The 18339-nt window shown below is 71.4% G+C and carries 18 protein-coding genes; 7 read left to right on the forward strand and 11 right to left on the reverse strand.

Annotated features, from left to right (window positions below; all coding sequences use genetic code 11):
* Positions 1-225: 225 nt before the first annotated feature.
* Complete coding sequence (locus tag ISP_RS39240) at positions 226-624, reverse strand: hypothetical protein (protein WP_013229341.1); 399 nt, start codon at positions 622-624, stop codon at positions 226-228.
* On the opposite strand from ISP_RS39240, the gene ISP_RS39245 reads away from it, so the two are divergent.
* The 5 genes from ISP_RS39245 (at position 611) to ISP_RS39265 (ending at position 5976) form a co-directional block, all read left to right on the forward strand.
* Complete coding sequence (locus ISP_RS39245) at positions 611-847, forward strand: hypothetical protein (protein ID WP_013229342.1); 237 nt, start codon at positions 611-613, stop codon at positions 845-847. The genes ISP_RS39240 and ISP_RS39245 overlap by 14 nt on opposite strands.
* A 78-nt stretch (positions 848-925) precedes the next feature.
* Complete coding sequence (locus ISP_RS39250) at positions 926-1702, forward strand: ArsR/SmtB family transcription factor (protein ID WP_013229343.1); 777 nt, start codon at positions 926-928, stop codon at positions 1700-1702.
* 210 nt (positions 1703-1912) lie between these two features.
* Entirely contained in the window at positions 1913-3070 is a 1158-nt protein-coding gene (locus ISP_RS39255) for an EfeM/EfeO family lipoprotein (RefSeq protein WP_013229344.1), read from the forward strand.
* The gene (locus ISP_RS39260; protein WP_013229345.1) at positions 3067-4311 is read left to right on the forward strand and encodes a Dyp-type peroxidase; all 1245 of its coding nucleotides are present in this window, start codon (positions 3067-3069) and stop codon (positions 4309-4311) included. Before ISP_RS39255 ends, ISP_RS39260 begins: the two co-directional genes overlap by 4 nt.
* A 42-nt stretch (positions 4312-4353) precedes the next feature.
* On the forward strand, positions 4354-5976 hold the full coding sequence (locus tag ISP_RS39265) for a phospholipase C (protein WP_013229346.1): 1623 nt from the start codon (positions 4354-4356) through the stop codon (positions 5974-5976).
* Positions 5977-6077: 101 nt separating this feature from the next.
* On the opposite strand, the gene ISP_RS39270 is transcribed toward ISP_RS39265, so the two are convergent.
* The 8 genes from ISP_RS39270 to ISP_RS39305 form a co-directional block, all read right to left on the reverse strand.
* A complete protein-coding gene (locus tag ISP_RS39270; RefSeq protein WP_014467653.1) occupies positions 6078-6485 on the reverse strand; it encodes an ATP-binding protein in 408 nt (135 codons plus the stop codon).
* A gap of 11 nt (positions 6486-6496) precedes the next feature.
* A complete protein-coding gene (locus ISP_RS39275; RefSeq protein WP_230468562.1) occupies positions 6497-6853 on the reverse strand; it encodes an STAS domain-containing protein in 357 nt (118 codons plus the stop codon).
* 34 nt (positions 6854-6887) lie between these two features.
* Positions 6888-7328 carry a response regulator gene (locus tag ISP_RS39280; RefSeq protein ID WP_013229349.1) on the reverse strand — a complete coding sequence of 147 codons (441 nt, stop codon included), beginning with the start codon at positions 7326-7328 and terminating at the stop codon, positions 6888-6890.
* The gene (locus ISP_RS39285) at positions 7325-8968 is read right to left on the reverse strand and encodes a sensor histidine kinase (RefSeq protein ID WP_013229350.1); all 1644 of its coding nucleotides are present in this window, start codon (positions 8966-8968) and stop codon (positions 7325-7327) included. The genes ISP_RS39280 and ISP_RS39285 overlap by 4 nt, the downstream gene beginning before the upstream one ends.
* Positions 8958-10160, reverse strand: a complete 1203-nt coding sequence (locus tag ISP_RS39290; RefSeq protein WP_013229351.1) for a PP2C family protein-serine/threonine phosphatase — start codon at positions 10158-10160, stop codon at positions 8958-8960. Before ISP_RS39290 ends, ISP_RS39285 begins: the two co-directional genes overlap by 11 nt.
* Before the next feature lie 158 nt (positions 10161-10318).
* Positions 10319-11656, reverse strand: a complete 1338-nt coding sequence (locus ISP_RS39295) for a DUF2252 family protein (protein ID WP_230468563.1) — start codon at positions 11654-11656, stop codon at positions 10319-10321.
* A gap of 34 nt (positions 11657-11690) precedes the next feature.
* A complete protein-coding gene (locus ISP_RS39300) occupies positions 11691-12758 on the reverse strand; it encodes a DUF6801 domain-containing protein (RefSeq protein WP_013229353.1) in 1068 nt (355 codons plus the stop codon).
* 68 nt (positions 12759-12826) lie between these two features.
* Positions 12827-14041 carry a DUF6801 domain-containing protein gene (locus tag ISP_RS39305; RefSeq protein ID WP_013229354.1) on the reverse strand — a complete coding sequence of 405 codons (1215 nt, stop codon included), beginning with the start codon at positions 14039-14041 and terminating at the stop codon, positions 12827-12829.
* A gap of 332 nt (positions 14042-14373) precedes the next feature.
* Here ISP_RS39305 and ISP_RS39310 point away from each other — a divergent pair, with 332 nt between their 5' ends.
* Both ISP_RS39310 and ISP_RS39315 read left to right on the forward strand, forming a co-directional pair.
* A complete protein-coding gene (locus ISP_RS39310; protein ID WP_230468564.1) occupies positions 14374-14937 on the forward strand; it encodes a hypothetical protein in 564 nt (187 codons plus the stop codon).
* Positions 14934-16115, forward strand: coding sequence for a lipase family protein (locus ISP_RS39315; RefSeq protein WP_013229356.1), 1182 nt, complete (start codon positions 14934-14936; stop codon positions 16113-16115). The genes ISP_RS39310 and ISP_RS39315 overlap by 4 nt, the downstream gene beginning before the upstream one ends.
* Here ISP_RS39315 and ISP_RS39320 read toward each other — a convergent pair whose 3' ends face one another.
* Together ISP_RS39320 and ISP_RS39325 are read right to left on the reverse strand one after the other, a co-directional pair.
* On the reverse strand, positions 16116-16733 hold the full coding sequence (locus tag ISP_RS39320) for a hypothetical protein (protein WP_013229357.1): 618 nt from the start codon (positions 16731-16733) through the stop codon (positions 16116-16118). It abuts the gene before it with no gap.
* Positions 16734-17093: 360 nt separating this feature from the next.
* Positions 17094-18326, reverse strand: a complete 1233-nt coding sequence (locus tag ISP_RS39325; RefSeq protein ID WP_013229358.1) for a helix-turn-helix domain-containing protein — start codon at positions 18324-18326, stop codon at positions 17094-17096.
* Positions 18327-18339 lie beyond the last annotated feature (13 nt).

The following is an 18339-nucleotide window of genomic DNA, read 5'->3' on the forward strand; positions in this document are numbered from 1 at the left end:
TCTGCTCGCGAGTGCGGGCCTGGCCGGCGCACAAGTTCCGCCGACGGTTGGTTTGAAACCGTCGAGCGGGCCGGCGGGCAGTTCTTTCACCATTTCCTGGAACGGTTTCCCGACCTGCCGGATCATCAATTTCTCCTGGGCCGGCACGGCACTGGGCTCGAAAGTGGCCCCGGCGACCAGCGGGCAGTTCCCCACCGCCGTCCCCGCCGGCGCGAAGCCGGGCTCCTACACGGTCACCGCGACCTGCTCGAGCCAGCCGGAGACCGCCAGCGGCACCTTCGTCGTCACCGGGGTCACCACACCGACCCCCACACCCCCGCCGCCGGCGACGACCACGCCGCCGCCCCCGCCGGTGACCACGCCCCCGACCCGGCCGGGGACCCCGACCGCGGGCAAGCCGACGATCACCCCCACTCCCCCCACGCCGACCACGAGCACGACGCCGCCGACGACAACCCCGGCGACCCCGACGAGCACGCCCGGCACCCCGACGACGTCCAGCACCGCGCCGAAGCCCGGCGACCTGGTGCTCGACCGGCCGAGCATCAAGCCCGGCGAGCCGCTCTCGGCGTCCGGGACGGGCTGCCTGCCGAGCCGGATGGTGACGTTGATGTCGGACGGCACCGAGGTCGGCAGCGCCTTCGCCGACAGCTCCGGCGCCTTCACCGCGCCGGTCGAGTTCACCCGCATCGAGGCCGGGCGGCACACCGTGGTCGCCGAGTGCGGCGTCCGGCTGACCGGCGCCGTCGACCAGGTCGTGACCCGCTCCTCCGGCGGGCAGACCGGCACGCTGGTCATCCTCGTGTTCTTCGTCCTCGCCGGCATCACGGTGATCCGCTTCCGGTGAGCCCCGGTTGACATGCACCCGTCCGGCTGCCTATCGTCAACAGGCAGCCGGACGGCTGCATTTCCTCCGGAAGGCGCGATGGACGAGGTCTTCAAGGCACTGGCCGATCCCAGCCGCCGTCAACTGCTGGACGTGCTCAACGAGCGCAACGGCCAGACCCTGCGCGAACTGTGCGCGGGCCTGGACATGGCCCGCCAGTCGGTGAGCAAGCACCTGGCCGTGCTCGAGGCGGCCGGGCTGATCACGACCACCTGGCGCGGCCGCGAAAAGCTGCACCACCTCGACGCAGGCCCGATCAACGCGATCGCCGAGCGCTGGATGACCCGCTACGACCGGCGGCGGGCCGGCGCGCTGGCCGATCTCAAACGAGCTTTGGAGTCCGCACCGATGAACGATTTCGCCTACACCACCTACATCGACACCACGCCGGAGAAACTCTGGCAAGCGCTTACCGATCCAGCCTTCACGAGCCGGTATTGGGGCGTTTCCTTCGAAACCGACTGGAAAAAGGGCTCGCCGATGACGTGGGCCGAGCGGGGTGCGAAAACGAGCGATCCCGAACAGGTCGTGCTCGAATCGGAACCCCACCGACTACTGTCCTACACCTGGCACACCTTCACCGCGGAGTGGGCAACGGCCAACGGAATCGACGAAGAAACGTTGGGGAAACTGCAGCGGGAAAGCCGGAGCAAAGTCACCTTCACCATCGAACCGCACGGGAAAATGGTGAAGCTGACCGTGCTCCACGACGGTTTCGACGCCGGCAGCACGACGCTGGAGATGTGCAGCCAGGGCTGGCCCGCGCTGCTGTCCAGCCTGAAGACGCTGCTGGAGACCGGCTCACCCCTGCCCTGACCCCGACCAACCGGTCTAACATCTCTAACCAGACAGATCTGGCACGCTGATAAGTCTGAATTCTCCCCGTTTCGTGGGCGCTCGGCTGAAGTCCGGGTGAACTTCGCTCGCGCAACGCCATCCGATGCGGTTTTCCGAGCGTTAGGCTCGCATAATCCGTGACCGGTGATGGTCCGATCGAGTGACGGGAGAGTGCGCGTGCCGGGGTCAGTGCGTACCCGCTGGATCGTGGTGGCCGTGGTCGTGGCCGCCGCAGCGGCCGCCGTCGTGGCGTTCTGGCCGGGCGACGCGGCCGCCGTCGACCCCGAGATCGCGGTCTCGCGCTCGGCGTGCGGCACCGGCTGGGCGGATCCGAAGCCCGGGCCGCAGACGTTCCGCCTGCACAACACCGGGTCGGTGACGGCCGAGGTCGACCTGATCGACCCGGCGACCGGCGTGATCTACGGCGAGGTCGAGGGCCTCGGCGCGGCGACGACCCGGCCGCTGCAGGTGAACCTGGGCAACGGCAGCTACGCGTTCCGCTGCCTGCCCGAGGACGCGGCCGCGATCGTCGGGCCGTCCGTGCGGATCACCGGCGGCGCCGAGCGGACCGGGCCGGGCGTCGCGCCGGTGACCCACGACGACCTGCTCGGGCCGCTCAAGGCCTACCAGCAGCACGTCACGACGGGTCTGGGCGAGCTGGTCGCGAACACGGACGCGCTGAAGAACACCCTCCGCGGCGGCGACCGCGCGGCGAGCCAGGCGGCGTGGCTGACCGCCCACCTGACGTACGAGCGGCTGGGCGCGGCCTACGACGCGTTCGGCGACTCCGACGGCGCGCTCAACGGCACCGCCGACGGCCTGCCGGGCGGCCCCACCGACCCCGGTTTCACCGGCTTCCACCGCCTGGAGCAGGGCCTTTGGCACGGCGAGGACCTGGGCGCGCTCGTCGCCGTCGCCGACCGGCTCGACACCGACGCCCGCGCGCTGCAGACGTCCTTCGCCGACAGCCAGGTCGACGGGAACGACCTCGGGCTGCGCGCGCACGAGATCATGGAGAACACGCTGCAGTTCGAACTGACCGGCCGCACCGACTACGGCAGCGGCACGAACCTGGCCACGGCCCGCGCGAACCTCGACGGCACCCGCGCGGTCCTGGACGTCCTGCGGCCGCTGCTGACACCGCGCTACCCGGCGCTGTCCAAGGTGGACGGCCGGCTCGACCGCACGCAGAAGGCGCTGGACGCGGCCCACCGCCCGGACGGCACGTGGATCCGGCCGGCGGAACTGAGCCGGGAGCAGCGGCAGAAGATCGACGCGGACGTGAGCGAGCTGACGGAACTGCTGGCCCCGATCGCGGCGATCGCCGAGCCGAGGAGGGTCTCGTGACGAACTCGCCGCACGGACCGGCCACCGACACCGCCGACACCTCGGGCACGGGCCTCCCCCGCCGTTCCTTCCTGCGCCGGGCCGCGATGGGCGCCGGGCTCACCGTGGCCGCCGGGGCCGGGCTCGGTGCCTCCTCCGCGACCGTCACCGACGGCACCTCGCCCGTTCCCTTCCACGGCCCCCACCAGGCCGCCATCCTCCGCAAGCCGCCGACGCAGACCATCGTCGCCTCGTTCGACGCCGTCGCCGAGTCCAAGGCCGAACTCACCGAGCTCTTCCGCGCCGTCACCGACCGGGCCCGGTTCCTCACCGCCGGCGGGGCGCCCGCCTCGCTCGGGATCACCGCGCCGCCCGCCGATTCCGGTGTCCTCGGGCCCGTCGTGCCCGACAGCGACCTCGGCGTCATCCTCGGCGTCGGCGCGAGCCTCTTCGACGACCGGTACGGGCTCGCGAAACTCAAGCCCGCCAAGCTGAAGCCGATGACGACATTCCCCGACGACGCCCTCGACCCCGCCCAGTGCCACGGCGACCTGAGCCTGATCCTCTCCGCGAACGACACCGACACCGTCCTGCACGCCCTGCGGGACATCGCGCGCGCCACGCGCGGGGGCATGCAGCTGCGCTGGAAGCTCAACGGCTTCTGCTCACCACCCCGCCCGGAAGGCACGCCACGCAACCTGATGGGCTTCAAGGACGGCACCGCCAACCCCACCGGCTCCGAAGTGGACAGTCTGGTGTGGACGCAGGGCGAGCCGGCGTGGGCCGCGGGCGGCAGCTACCAGGTGATCCGGCTGATCCGGATGCTGGTGGAGTTCTGGGACCGCGTTTCGCTGGCCGAGCAGGAGAACATGTTCGGCCGCCGCCGCGACACCGGCGCCCCGCTCGACGGCACCGCGGAAACCGACGTCCCCCGGTACGCCGACGACCCGGTCGGCACCGTCATCCCGCTGACCAGCCACATCCGGAAGGCGAACCCGCGCACGCCGGAGACCGGCACGAGCCGGCTCCTGCGCCGCGCGGTGAACTACGACCGCGGCATCGACAGCAACGGCAACCTGGACATGGGCCTCCTCTTCGTCTGCTACCAGCAGGACCTGGAGCGCCAGTTCGAGGCCGTCCAGACGCGCCTGGCCGGCGAACCCCTGACCGACTACATCTCCCCGTTCGGCGGCGGCTACTTCTTCGCGCTGCCGGGCGTCACCGGCCCGGACGACCACTTCGGGCGCTCCCTGCTCGCGTAAGCGCGCTCTCGAAAATTTCAGTCACCACGAAAGGAATCCACTGTGGACAGAAAGACCCGCCGGCGACGGCGCGGCCTGCTCGGTGCCGGGGCCCTCGCCTCGGTGGCCACGCTGGCCGTCGTCACCGGCTCCGCGGCGACCACCGCGGAAGCCCAGCCGCTGAACCTGTTCCCCGCCCATTGGATCCCGACGTCGACGCCGATCAAGCACGTCGTCGTCATCTTCGGCGAGAACATCTCGTTCGACCACTACTTCGGCACCTACCCGGACGCGGCGAACACCGACGGCACCCCGTTCACCGCCGCGCACGGCACCCCGAAGGTCAACGGCCTGGACCACAAGCTGCTGACCGGCAACCCCAACGCCTACAACCCCAAGCGCCTCACGCCGCAGCAGGCGATGACCTGCGACCAGAACCACAACTACGGCGCGGAGCAGGCCGCCTTCAACGGCGGCAAGATGGACAAGTTCGTCGAGAAGACCGAGACGGACAAGTGCACCGGCCAGCCGATCCTGTTCGGCGAGCCGGGCCTGGTGATGGACTACTACGACGGCAACACCGTCACCGGCATGTGGAACTACGCCCAGCACTACGCGATGAACGACAATTCGTACAACACGGTGTTCGGCCCGTCCACGCCGGGTGCGCTGAACCTGATCTCGGGTCAGACGCACGGTGCCCAGGCCGTGGACCCGGTGACGCACCAGCCGGTCAGCGACGCCTACGCGGTCCAGTCGCCGGATGCCAACGGCGTCGGCACGGTCATCAACGACCCGGACCCGGCGTGGGACGACTGCTCGGGCAAGAACCACACGAGCAAGGACAACCTGGCCACGATGCACGGCCGCAACATCGGTGACCTGCTCAACCAGCGGCGGGTCACCTGGGGCTGGTTCCAGGGCGGCTTCCGCCCGACGGACACGGCCAACGGGTACGCGGTCTGCGGCCAGAAGCACACGAACATCGGCGGCAACGCGGTCGTCGACTACAGCCCGCACCACGAGCCGTTCCAGTACTACCCGTCGACGGCGAACCCGAAGCACCTCCCGCCGTCGTCGGTGCAGGCGATCGGCCAGACCGACCGCGCGAACCACCAGTACGACATCTCCGACTTCAACGACGCGCTGCAGGCCGGCTCGATGCCCGCGGTGAGCTTCCTGAAGGCACCGGAGTACCAGGACGGCCACGCGGGCTACTCGGACCCGCTGGACGAGCAGCAGTTCGTGGTCAGCGAGATCAACAAGATCCAGCAGTCCCCGGACTGGCGCTCGACGGCGATCGTCCTGGCGTACGACGACTCGGACGGCTGGTACGACCACCAGAAGTCCCCGATCGTCAACGGCTCGCACGACGCCGCGCAGGACCAGGCGGTGTGCACGGCCAAGCCGACGACGGTGGGCACGTACGCCGACCGCTGCGGCTACGGCCCGCGGCTGCCGCTGCTGGTGGTTTCGCCGTTCAGCAAGGTGAACCACGTCGACCACACGGTCACGGACCAGACCTCGGTGCTGAAGTTCATCGAGGACAACTGGTTCACCGGCCGGATCGGCGACTCGTCGTTCGACACGCGCGCCAATTCGCTCAACGGGATGTTCGACTTCTGGTGGCCGCAGGCCCGGAAGGTGACCCTCGACCCGAAGACCGGAGCCGTCGTCAAGAACTAGCGCCCCAATGTGGCCTTGGTTGCGTTCAACGCACCCAATGTGGCCTTCGGTGCGTTGAACGCACCGAAGGCCACATTGGGGCGCTTGGGGCGGGGGTCGGGTCAGGGCTTGACGGGGTCCAGGTCCCAGGTCAGCGTCACCACGGTCCCCCGCTCGCCCGAGGTGATGTCCGCGCGGTCGGCGCTCGCCCGCAGCAGCAGCAACCCGCGGCCGCGCAAGGAAACCGGCTGGGTGTCCGGGACCGGCGGCCGCCACCGGCCGTGGTCGGTGATCACCACTTCGAGCCGGCCGGGGTGCGCCGCCGCGTCGACGTCGACCACTCCGGGCTCCCCGCCGTCGTAGGCGTGGTCGGCCACGTTCGCCAGTGCCTCGTAACTGGCCAGCACGATGCTGCCCGCCCGGTCCTCGTCGACCCCCGCCGCCAGCACCCAGGCCATCAGGTCGTGGCGCAGGCGGCGGAGGGCGCCGGGGGCCGCGGGCACGCCGTGGCAGCGGAACGGTTCCGGCATCCGCGCCCGCCTCACTGAAGTGCTTCGTCGACGGTCGGGTGGACACCGATCCACGTGTCGAGCCCGGTCGTCTTCAGCGGGCCCGACGTCACCGGGGAATCGCTCACCACGCACAACGCGCGCTCGGCCAGCTTGCGGTGGGCCGCCGCGAGCACCTGCAGCCCGGCCGAACAGAAGAACGTCACCTCGCGCAGATCGACCACCAGCTTCTCCGGCTCGCGCGCCAGCACCACGTCGACGACTTCCCCGAACTCCGGCGCGCTGACCAGGTCGATCTCCCCCGCGACGGCCAGCACTGCCGCCCGGTCGCGCCAGTCGAGCGTCACCGCCAGCTCGGTGGCGGGCAAATCCGGTGTCGAAGGGGGCACGGCCTCCCATGGTGCCCGACTCACCGGCAATCGGCTACCGGTGCGGGAGTTGCACGACGGTGACCCAGAAGTCGTCGATCTTCCGGACCACCTCGACGAACTTCTCGAAGTCGACCGGCTTGGTGACGTAGGCGTTGGCGTGCAGTTCGTAGCTGCGCAGGATGTCCTCCTCCGCTTCGGACGTGGTCAGCACGACCACCGGGATCGTGCGCAGCCCGGGGTCCTGCTTGATCTCGCCGAGCAGTTCCCGGCCGTCCTTGCGGGGCAGGTTGAGGTCGAGCAGGATCAGCCCCGGCCGCGGCGCGGCTCCGAACGGCCCTTCGCGCTTCAGGAACCGCAGCGCTTCGACGCCGTCCTCCGCGACGTGCAGCGCGTTGCGGATCTTGTGGTGCGCGAACGCTTCCCGGGTCATCAGCACGTCACCCGGGTCGTCCTCGACGAGCAGGATGTCGATCGGGGCCGGTGCCGGTGTCATGCGGCCCCCTCGTCTTCACGAGCCGAGTCTTCGTGAGCCGCGTCTTGATGAGCTACCGCTTCGAGAGCCGGGTCTTCGCCGGCCGGCAGGGTGAAGCGGAACGTGGTGTCCGCGGCCTCGGTGTCGAGCCAGATCCGGCCGCCGTGGTGCTCGACGATCCGGCGGCACAGGGCCAGGCCGATCCCGGTGCCCGGGTACGCCGACCGCGTGTGCAGCCGCTGGAACAGCGCGAAGACCCGCTCGGCGTACTCCGCGTCGATGCCGATCCCGTTGTCCGACACGGAGAACACCCAGTCGTCGCCGTCACGCTCGGCGGTGACCCGCACTTCCGGCGGTGTCTCGCCCTTGAACTTCAGCGCGTTGCCGATGAGGTTCTGGAACACCGCCGTCATCAGCGCCGGCTCGACGCGCACCTCGGGCAGGTCGCCGCGGGCGACCTTGCCGCCGCTGAGCGAAAGGGCGACCTCCAGGTTCGCGATCGCGTCGTCGACCAGCGCACCCGCGTCGGCCATGACGTACTGGCCCGGCTTCCGGCCGACCCGGGAGAACGCCAGCAGGTCGTTGATCAGGACCTGCATCCGCTTCGCGCCGTCGACGGCGTACTCGATGTACTGCTCGCCGCGCTCGTCGAGCAGCCCCTGGTACCGCCGCTGGAGCAGCTGGCAGAAGCTGGCCACCTTCCGCAGCGGCTCCTGCAGGTCGTGCGAAGCGACGTAGGCGAACTGCTCCAGGTCGGCGTTGGACCGCTCCAGCTCGCGCGTGCGCCGGTCGAGCATGGCGTTGGACCGCTCCGCCTCCTGCGTGCGCCGGTCCAGCTCCCGGGTGCGCCGGTCCAGCAGGGCGTGCGCCTGCTCCAGCTCGGCGACTTCGTCGAGGATGCGCTGCCGCATCGCCTCGACGTCGGCGCCGAGCTGGGCGATTTCGCGCGGCCCGGTCCCGTGGACCGGGCTGTGCACATCCGAGTCGGCGACCCGGCGGACCTCGCCGGCCAGCCGCAGGATCGGCCGGGTGACGACCTGCCGCAGGCCGAAGAACAGCATGGCGAACAACAGCAGGACGAGCCCGGCGACGACCACGAACATCGCGTTCAGGAAGCGCGCCGCCGCTTCCAGCTCGACGCGGCCGGCGTCGCGGAGCCCGGTCAGGTGGTCGAGCTGGGCGTCGAGCGCGCTGCGCACGTCGATGAACAGCATCCGGCCGCGCTCCACCTGGTCGGCGGTGACCGGCGGCGCGTCGGCGGCGATGGTCGGCGCGGCCGCGGCCTGCCAGGTGGTGGCCGCCCGCAGCACGGCGTCGAGGTCGTCGCCGATCCGGGTGCCCGGCGCCGCGCCGAGCTGCCGCAGCTGCGCGGCCGCGTCGGCCTGCGAGCGGATCCCGTCGGTGTAGGGCACCAGGAACGCCGGCTGGCGGCCGAGCTGGTAGCCGCGGACCCCGGTCTCCTGGTTCAGCAGCGCGGTGGACAGCTGGATGGCGGCCAGGCGCTGGGGGGCGATCACGTCGAGCAGCTGGGCGCGGGCCCCGCTGAGACTGTGCAGCGCGATCCCGCCGGCGACCAGTGCGGCGACCAGCAGCACGGTCTCGACGGCCGCGAGCAGCGCCAGCCGGCGGCGGATCGGCCAGCCGCGTGCATCAACGCTCATGAGCCTCGGCTTCCGGGTCGTGGCTGAGCAGGGCGAGGGCGACGTCGTCGTCGAGCGGGCCGGCGTTGAGCCGTTCGGCGCGGGCGATCAGCTCGTCGAGCAGGGCCCGGTGGTGCATCCCGGTCTCCCGCTTGATGTCGAGCACCAGCGCGGCCATCCGCTCGTGGCCCAGCCGTTCGGATCCGGCGCCGACGCGGCCCTCGAACACACCGTCGGTGTACAGCATCAATGACCACCCCGGCTCCAGCGGCACTTCCAGCGCGTCCCACTTGGCGCCCTCGACGACGCCGAGCGGGACGCCGAGGCGTTCGCCGGAGAGCAGGTGCCCGTCGCCGGGGGTGAGCAGCAGCGGCGGCAGGTGCCCGGCCAGCGAAAGGCGCAGGGATCTTCGATCCGGCGCGACGACGACCATGCAGACGGTGGCGAACAGCGGCTCGATCCGCTCGTGCACCAGCACCCGCTCGACCATGCTCAGCACGTCGGCCATCGGCAGGCCGGCCATCACGAGCGAGCGCCACGCGATCCGCAGCGCGACGCCGAGCGCGGCTTCGTCCGGGCCGTGGCCGCAGACATCGCCGATCATCATGTGCACCGTGCCGTCGGCGAGCTCGATCGCGTCGTAGAAGTCGCCGCCGAGCAGGGAGCCGTTGCGGCCGGGCCGGTAGCGGGCGGCGAGGTCGAGGTGGGGGTCGCGCAGCAGCGGGCTGGGCAGCAGGCCGCGTTCGAGCCGCGCGTTCTCCCGCGCGAGCAGCTGCTGCTGGAGGAACTGCTGCTCGACCTGCTCGGCGCGCTTGCGTTCGCGGGCGAAGCGGAGCGCCTTCACCAGCAGCGGGCCGTCGACCTGGTCCTTGACGAGGTAGTCCTGCGCGCCGGCGGCGACCGCGGCGACCCCGGTGGCCTGGTCGTGCTGCCCGGTCAGGACGACCACCGCGACCCCCGGTGCGTGCTGCCCGAGCTTGGTCAGCCCGCTGAGGCCCATGGCGTCGGGCAGCTGCAGGTCGAGCACGACGCAGTCGGCGGTGAGCGGGCCGTCGAGCGCGGCGGTGAGCGTTTGGACGCGTTCCAGCGTGTACGGCACGGAAGTGTCCGCCAGCATCTCTTCGACCAGCAGGGCGTCGCCGTCGTCGTCCTCGATCAGCAGCACCCGCAGGCGCGTGCGGGGATCCCACGATGAGTCGAGCGCGGCGGTCACCGGCGTCTCCCGTTCGGCTGCTCTTGAGCCAGCACATCCAGACGATCAACCCTAGCGTCACCGGTGACGGCCGCCTACAGCGGTGAAACCGGTCCCATCGGGGTAGCGTTTTATAGCACCCCGGTGTGACACCGGATCGATAACGGTTCGGATGACGCTCAGAACAAGGGGCGGCCGCTGTTCTTCGCGGTGACGTACGCCTGCCAGTCGCGGGTGACCTGGTCGGCGTAGCTCGTCGCGAAGGCCCGCGTCTCGGCCTGCAGCCCCGAGACGGACGTGATGGCGCCGTCGATCGCCGCGTCCGCCGAGTAGGTGAGCCCGGTGCCGGGGATGTCCTGGTCGGCGCGGGCGTGCGCGGCGGCCAGCAGGCGTCCGACGTCTCGGACGGTGTCGTCCCAGATCGCCGACGTCGTCAGGTCGCCGATCTTCAGGTCCTCGGCGAACGGGGACTTCTCCTTGACCAGCACCGGCGTGCTCCCGACGCTCGCCCAGCCGGCCAGGGGGTCCGATTCGTTCGCCAGCCAGCGCAGGGCCAGCGCCGGACGCTGCCCGCCGGTGAGGCTCGTCGCGCTCGGCGCGAGCGGCTTCGGTGCCGGGTCGACCTCCTGCTTGAGCTCGAGGATCCGGTCGTCCGACGCCGAGGTCGTGTCGCCCTCGACGAGCACGTACCAGCGGAAGCGGCCGAGGCTGCCGGTGCCCGCGCCGATCCGCCGCCGCACGTCCTTCACGACGGCTTCGGACGCCTTCAGTGGCTCGCCCGCGGTGGTCCGGTACGCCGCGATCGCGTCGACGAGCTGGGTGCGCGTCGCCGCCGGGACGGCTTGGAGCTGCGGGTCGTCCTTGAAGTGGCCGCCCGTGGTCCACTTGGCGAGCAGGTCGGCCCGCTTGTCCGCCGCCGCGTCGTCGATGAGCGAGGCGACGAGGTCGGAGGTGTTGCCCGACGTCAGCCGCCAGCTCGCTTCGTCGTTGTTCCCGTGGAACTTCGCGATCCACTGGGCGTACTCGGCGACGAAGGTGTCGACGTCGGTGGCGATCTTGCTCGCGCTGCGGCCGTCCGCCCGCCCGGCGAGGACGATCGACACGGCTTCGCGGCGCAGTTCCCACGTCCACGACCCGCGCCAGGCGTCGTCGGTGTCGGTCAGCGCGAACTGCTCTTCGTTGTCGGCCCCGCGGTCGGCACCGGTGTTCTCCAGGTGCGCGTCGCCGGTCAGCCACACGTCGCCGCCTGCGGTGGCGTAGGCGGACGGCGGCAGTTCGCCCAGGTCGCGGTAGTAGAGCGGCGAAGTGCCGCGGAAGAACGTCCACGCGTTCGACGCCAGCGCCTGCGTGCGCAGCGTCAGCTCGTCGTCGGTCGCACCGGCGTCGAGGACGTGCAGCGCGTGGTCCCGGTCGTAGATCACCGCCACCGGGTCCCGGCTCAGGCCGGCCGCCTCCCCGGGCGCGGCGGTGGCGATGAGCGTGACAACGACCAGAGTCCCCACCGTGGTTCGACGCATTCCGCCAGGTATACCGGCGGGAGGTGAGCGGCGGTCAGCGCGCAGTCAACGTCAGGGCGAACGTGTTCCCGCCGCCCTGCACCAGCGAGCTCAGGTACGCGGTGAACGCGCCGCAGCCGGTCAGCGGCGGGATCGCGTAGCTGCCTGTCACCGGGCCGCCCGTGGCCAGGGCGAAGCCGGGGCCGGTCCGCAGGTCGACCGGGATGGACGCGCTCGCCCGGCAGCCCGCGTCGGCGACCGGCAGCCCGAAGAGCGTCACCTGCGGCAGGGCCAGCGCGAAGGCCGAGTGCGCGACGAAGCCGCCGTCGCCGAGTTCGCCGGTCTGCGGGCCGTCCGGGGCGAACTGCAGGTCCGCGTGCCCGGGCACGAACCCGAACACCTTGAAGTCCGCGCCGGTCCGGTCGAACGCCGTGGCGAACTCCGGGCCGGCCGAGAGGGCCCCGGTGAGCGGTGCGGTCGCGCCCAGCGCCTTGAGCGCCGTCGACCCCGCCACGGCGTAGCGGTGCTGCGTCTGCGTGCTGCCGAGCTCGAAGCTCAGCAGCACCGGGTCCTGGCCGGCGTCGAGCGTGCAGTCCGAGGTGAACGAGCCCAGCCCGGTGTACGAGCCGTCCGCCTTCTTCGGCGTCAGCCGGGTGCTGAAGCCGCCGATCGTGAGGGTCGTCTTCCCCGCGTTCGGCAGCCGGACCGGCGGGACCGAGCCGGACGCCTTCGTGGTGAACGCCCCCGAAGGCGGCAGCGCGGTCTTCGCCACCGTCAGCGGGAGGCTCAGCGGCAGCGTCAGCGGGCCGTTGGCCAGCGTGACCCCTGCGGACGCCGCCCCTTCGATGCTCGCCGCACCGACCAGGGCCAAGCCCCGGGCGGACTTGTCCGGCACGGTCACCGACACCGCGAGGTCCGCCGTCGTGAACGTCCCGCCCGGCGCGGAGGGCACGTCGAACGACGCGGTGATCGCCACGTCCAGTTTCTGCAGCCCGATCAACGGGAACGGGCAGGTGTAGCTCAGCTTCTTGGTGACCGGCGTCGACGCCTGGGCGGGCGTGGCGACGGCGAACGCGAGCAGGCAGGCGAGACCCGCCGCGAGCAACGACCGGGCTTTCCGCACAGGCTCTCCCATCTGGAGGGGCATGGCACCGGCCCCCGCCGCGGCGCGGCGGGGGCCGGCAGTCCGGGTCACTTCTTGGCGAGCACCAGGTTCAGCGAGTTGCCGTCGCTCTTGGCGAACGCGCTGACGATGTCGTTGAACGGGCCGCAGTTCTGCAGCGCGGACAGCGCGTAGGTACCGGACAGCTTGCCGCCCTTGAGCAGGTCGAAGTCGGGACCGGTGGTCATCTCGCTGGTCGACGGGGTGGTCGTGCCGCACTTCGGGTCGGTGCTGATCGGGATGCCGAACAGGGTGACCGTGGTGAGGAACGTGTCGAACTTGATGTGCGCCTTGAAGCCGGTGCCCACGAGCTCACCCGTCTGCGGGCCGTTCTGCACGACCTTGACGTCCGAGCTGCCCTGCAGGAAGCCGAACAGCTTGAAGTCGGTGTGCGTCGGGTTCAGCTGCAGGTTGCCGGTGAACTTCTTGTTGGCCAGGTCCACGTCGGCGTCGAACGAGCCGGTGATCGGCGCGGTGCTGCCGAGCGACTTCAGCGCGGTCTGGCCGGTGATGCCGAAGGAGTACTTGATGCCCCCGCCCGGCGGCGTGGTCGTGGGCGGGGTCGTCACCGGCGGCGTGGTCGTCGGCGGGGTGGTGGCAGGCGGGGTCGTCGTCCCGCCACCGCCGTTGATGGTGATCGTGGCGAGGGTGTTGTTCTGCCCGCTGTCCTGCGTGCAGGGCGCGTCGATCGTGCCGTCCGGCGTGATGCCGGTGACCGAGCCGTCGGCCTTGCGCGGGGTGACCTTGAGGTTCAGGTCGCCCACGGTGATCTTCGCCTGGCCGGCCTGGGTGAACGTCAGCGACGGCGTCTTGCCTGCCGCGTTGATGTTCATCTCACCGGACGCCGGGATGTTCGTCTTGTCCAGCGTGATCGGGACGCTGACCGGCAGGTTGAGGCTCGGCGCGGCGACGGTCGCGCTCGCGGTGGCGGTGCCTTCCAGGGTCGTGGCACCGATCAGGCTCAGGCCGCTGACGGTGTCCGCGTTGATGGTGGACACGGCCTTGATGTCGAACGCGCCGGTCGGCTGCCCGGTGTTCACCGTGGCCGGCAGGTCGGTGTTGATCACCACCTTCAGCGACTGGGAACCCACCAGCGGGAAGGTGCAGTGGTAGTTCAGCGTCAGCGAAATCGGGTCGGCGGCGCTGGCCTGCGCCCCCACGACGAGCGCGGTGGCGATGAGCCCCACCGCACCCGCGGCCGCGGCGGCCGCGACCGTCTTCTTCTTGCCTCTTGGGTGACTCACGATGGTCCTTCCGTGTATCAACAGTGATACGAAACGGCGGCGCATTCTTTGAAAGGCATAGCCTGCAATCGCTACCGAACAGTAAGCTAACGAGCGCGGATGGCGGCAATCAAGGGCTTTCGGCAAAAAGGTCACCGGGGCACCGCAAATTGTCACCCCGGCACGCCACGCCGTCCCGGTTCCTAGCAGGGCGGGGAAGGTTTCCCCAGCACAGCGCCACCTTCGAACCGCTGACACGCGTAACAAATCCCGGCGCCGGAATGTTGACGCACGTGCCAACCGGCCATTCTCTTCTTGCTCGCCCGCGCGCGTGGCGCGTAGCTTCGAAACCCATGAAAAGAATGCACAGCGCGGTGCTCGTGATGTCGGCGGCCGCGCTTCTGTCGTGCGCCGCGTGCGCTTCGGACCCCCCGCCCGACCCGGGCCGGCACGCCGATCCCGCGGCACTCGCGTGGGTCGACAAGGTGTGCACCGGCGTGGCCGCGGGCTCGGCGAAGCTCTCGCAGCCGCCGTCCGTCGACGACGCCGACCCGGTGAAGACCCGGGACGCGATGGTGGATTTCCTGGGCCGCCTCGGTTCCGCACTCGAGGACATGGCGGGTGGCCTGCACAACGCGGGCGTCCCCCCTGTCCCGGATGGACAGTCCGTTGTGGACAAGGCGACCGGCGACCTCACCGAGACGAAGGCCAAGCTGGCCGAGACGAAGACCCGGATGGAACAGACGCGGGTGACCGACCAGCCCAGCCTGCGCAAGGTCATTTCCGAGGCGGACTCGACCATGGGCCGGCTGGCCGACCCGGAAGGCCCGATCAAGGACCTCAAGGCGAACCCCGAGCTGAACCTGGCCTTCAGCGAGTCCGCGACCTGCAAGCGCGTCTACGGGACCGGCGCGTGACCGCCCGCCGCGTGCTCGCCACGCTGGTGGCCCTGGTCCTGACCACGGCCTTCGCACCCGCCGCGGCCTCGGCCGAGCCCGCGCCTCCCGGCGACGCGTTCTCCGTGCCGCCGTCCCCCTTGCCGGCGGGCAAACCGGGTGACGTCATCCGGTGGCGGCCGTCGAACGCCGGCCCGCGCACCGCATCGGTCGACGCGTGGCAGGTCATGTACCTGTCGACGAACGCGCTGGGGCAGCCCGACGCGGTCACCGGCACGGTGCTGGTGCCGAAGAACGCCGACCGCGCGACGGCGCCGATCGTCGCGTTCGCGCCGGGCACGCACGGCCCGGCGTTCGCCTGCACGCCGTCGGCGATGATCGCCATCGGCGCCTTCTACGAGCAGCCCGGCCTGGACGACCTGCTCGACGCGGGGTACGCCGTCGCCGTCCCGGACTACGAGGGCTACCAGCCGGCGCCGAAGACGACCTACGTCGTGGGCCGGTCCGAAGGTCCGGCGGTGATCGACGCGGTCCGCGCGGCCCAGCGGCTCGGCGCGGCCGGGCTGTCGGCGTCGGCGAAGGTCGTCTTCCGCGGGTATTCCCAGGGTGGCGGCGCCGCGGCGTGGGCGGGCGAACTGCAGCCGTCGTACGCGCCGGAACTGAACCTCGTCGGCATCGCGGCCGGCGGCGTGCCGGCCGACCTGGTCCAGGTGACGCTGCAGCTCGACGGCAAGTTCGGCTTCGGCGTGTTCGCCTACGCGCTGCTCGGCCTCGACCAGGCGTATCCCGAGCTGCAGCTGGACTCGTTCCTCAGCGGCAACGGCCGCGCGAAGCTGGCCGAGATGAAGCAGAGCGCGTGCACGTTCGAGCTGCTCACGACCTACGCCAACCAGAAGATCGCGGACTACACGACCGGGCCGGGCTACATCAAGCCCGCGTGGGTGGCGCGGCTGACCGAGAACAAGCTCGGCGGGTCCCCGCCGCGGGTGCCGGTGTTCCTCTACCACGCGACCGGCGACCAGCTGGTGCAGTTCGCCCAGGCCGACAGCCTGCACAAGGCGTACTGCGCGGCCGGGGTCCAGGAGACCTGGAAGACCTACGACACCGACCACATCACGCTGGTCTACACCGGCAACGCCGACGTCCTGGCCTTCGTGAAGGACCGGATCGCCGGGAAGCCGGCCACGGCGAGCTGCTGATCAGCGGTTCCGGCCGCCGCGGGGGTGCTGCTGCCACGAACTCATCACCGAGCTGACGTACTCGCGCCACTGGTCTTCCGGCGACGCCGAAGTGGGCGTCGGCGTCGGCGGCTGAGCCGGTGCGGGCTTGCGCCCGGCACCGGCCGGCACGCTGGTGGTCTCGGGCGTGGTGTGCCGGACCTGGGCGGTGAGCGGCGGCGCGGCGGCGGAGGCGCTCATCGTCTCCACGGCTTCGCTGGAAGCCGGCGGCGGCACGACCGGGGCGGGGGCGCCGGGCGGCGGCACGGCGGTCCCGCCCACCTGGTGCGGCTGGAACAGCACGACGGCGGCCAGCCCGAGCGCGACGGCCGCACCCGCGGCGAGGACGTACGGCTTCGCGCGGTGGGACCGGTCGGCGGGCGGCGCGTCCTGCGGGCGGCCGTCTTCTTCCGGTTCCCCGGCCGCCAGCTCGGCGTCGAGCACGGCCAGCGGATCGTGGGTGGGTCCGGGCTCGGCGGCCGCTGCCTCTTCGGCGAGTTTCGCGTCGAGTTCGCCACGGATCATCAGCGGCTTCGTCTGCGAAAGGTTCACCAGCTCGGCGACCGAGGGCAGTTCGCCCTCACCGCCCGTGCGTGCCATCGAAAACCTCCACCCGTTTCGGCGTCACCTGGAGGAACCATGCCCGAGCCGCGAGAGCTGCTCCGCTTTGCCGTCGTCGGCTTGGCCGCGTACGGGGTCACCCTACTGGGCGACTACAGCCTGAAGCTCACCGTGTTCCGTGAGAAGCCGGTGACGGCCCTCGCGATCGCCACGGTCGTCTCCACGGCGTTCGCGTACCTGCTGTCCCGCCGCTGGTCGTTCGCGGGTCGCGGCGGGCTCGGCCGGGTCGCCGGGATGCTGCTGGGCACCCCGGCGGGCACGGCGCGAGTCGTCCGTCTGGGTACGCGAGTCGTCCGCCCAGGTACGCGAGTCGTCCGTCCAGGTACGGGCCCGGGCCGGTCAGCCGCGGTCCGGGAGCGCCCGCTCGGCCAGCAACGCCAGCTCCAGCCGCAGCCGCTCGGCCGGGTCGTCCAGCTTCTCCCCGAACAGCTCACCCAGCTTCTTGAGCCGCGCCCGGATCGTCTGCGGGTGCAGGTCGAGCAGCCGCCCCAGCTCGGGGGCGCTGCCGCGGGTGCGGACCAGCGCCAGCAGCGTCTCCGCCAGCTGCTCGCGGCGGCGCTCGGACAACCCCGCCAGCGGCTCCAGCGTCGTCGAGGCCAGCTGGGCGATCAGGAACTCGTCCGCGAGCAGCAGCAACGTCGTCACGTGGTCGCGGCACCAGATCACCGGGCCCGGTGCGTCGAGGAGGCCGCGGGCGGCCAGGTCGACCGCGCGGCGGGCGACCCGGAACGACTCCGGTGCCTCGGCCGGCGGGACCAGCGGGCCGACCGCCGCCGTCCAGCCCGGGGGCAGTCCCGTCAGGCCGATCAGGTCCAGGTCCGGGGCCGGGGTGAGGGCCGCCGGCGGGTCGCCTGCCGGGTCGGCCGGGACGTGCTCCGGCAGCAGGCCCGGCGGGAACTCCGGGGCACCCGGGAGCGCGCGGAACGCCACCGCCGCGATCCGCTCGGGCAGCGGCAGCCCGGACGCCGCCGCCAGGCCGGCCACCTCTTTGCCCGCCTCGGCCGGGAACGGCTCGGTGCCGAAGGCCGGTGTCCGGCCGCCGAGCAGCGCGCGCAGCAGACGGCGGTGCCGTTCGCCCGTGCCGGACACCGCGGCCTCCGCGGCGCTGTAGCCCTCCGCGACGGCCGCCATCGACGTCTCGACGTCGGCGAACATCCCCTCGGCGGCACCGTACAGGACGTCACCGGAGAGACCGGCTTCCCGCACGATGTCGGCGATCCACCGCCAGGTGACCCGGCTCGACACGCGCACGGCCGCCTGCACGGCTTCGCGGCTGAGACCACTGTGGAACGCGTCGCGCCCGTGGCCGCGGAACCCGGCCAGCCGGTCGGCCTGCCACAGCGCGGGTGTGCCGACGCGGTCGACGTCCCGCTCGATCCCGCGCCGTGCCAGCTCGATCGCGCTCGCGCGACCGGGGCCGTCGGCGAATCTCCGGGAATATTCCGGAATCTCGGCGGCGATCGCGTCGACGCAGGCGCGGGCGATCTCCGGGATCCGCGGGCGCACCGCGTCGCCGAGCTCGTGCGGCAGCCGCGACCACACGGAACTGTCCGAGCCAGCGGAACCGCGCATGGGGAATTCAGTC

It is taken from the genome of Amycolatopsis mediterranei, from assembly GCF_026017845.1.
Lineage (GTDB): Bacteria > Actinomycetota > Actinomycetes > Mycobacteriales > Pseudonocardiaceae > Amycolatopsis > Amycolatopsis mediterranei.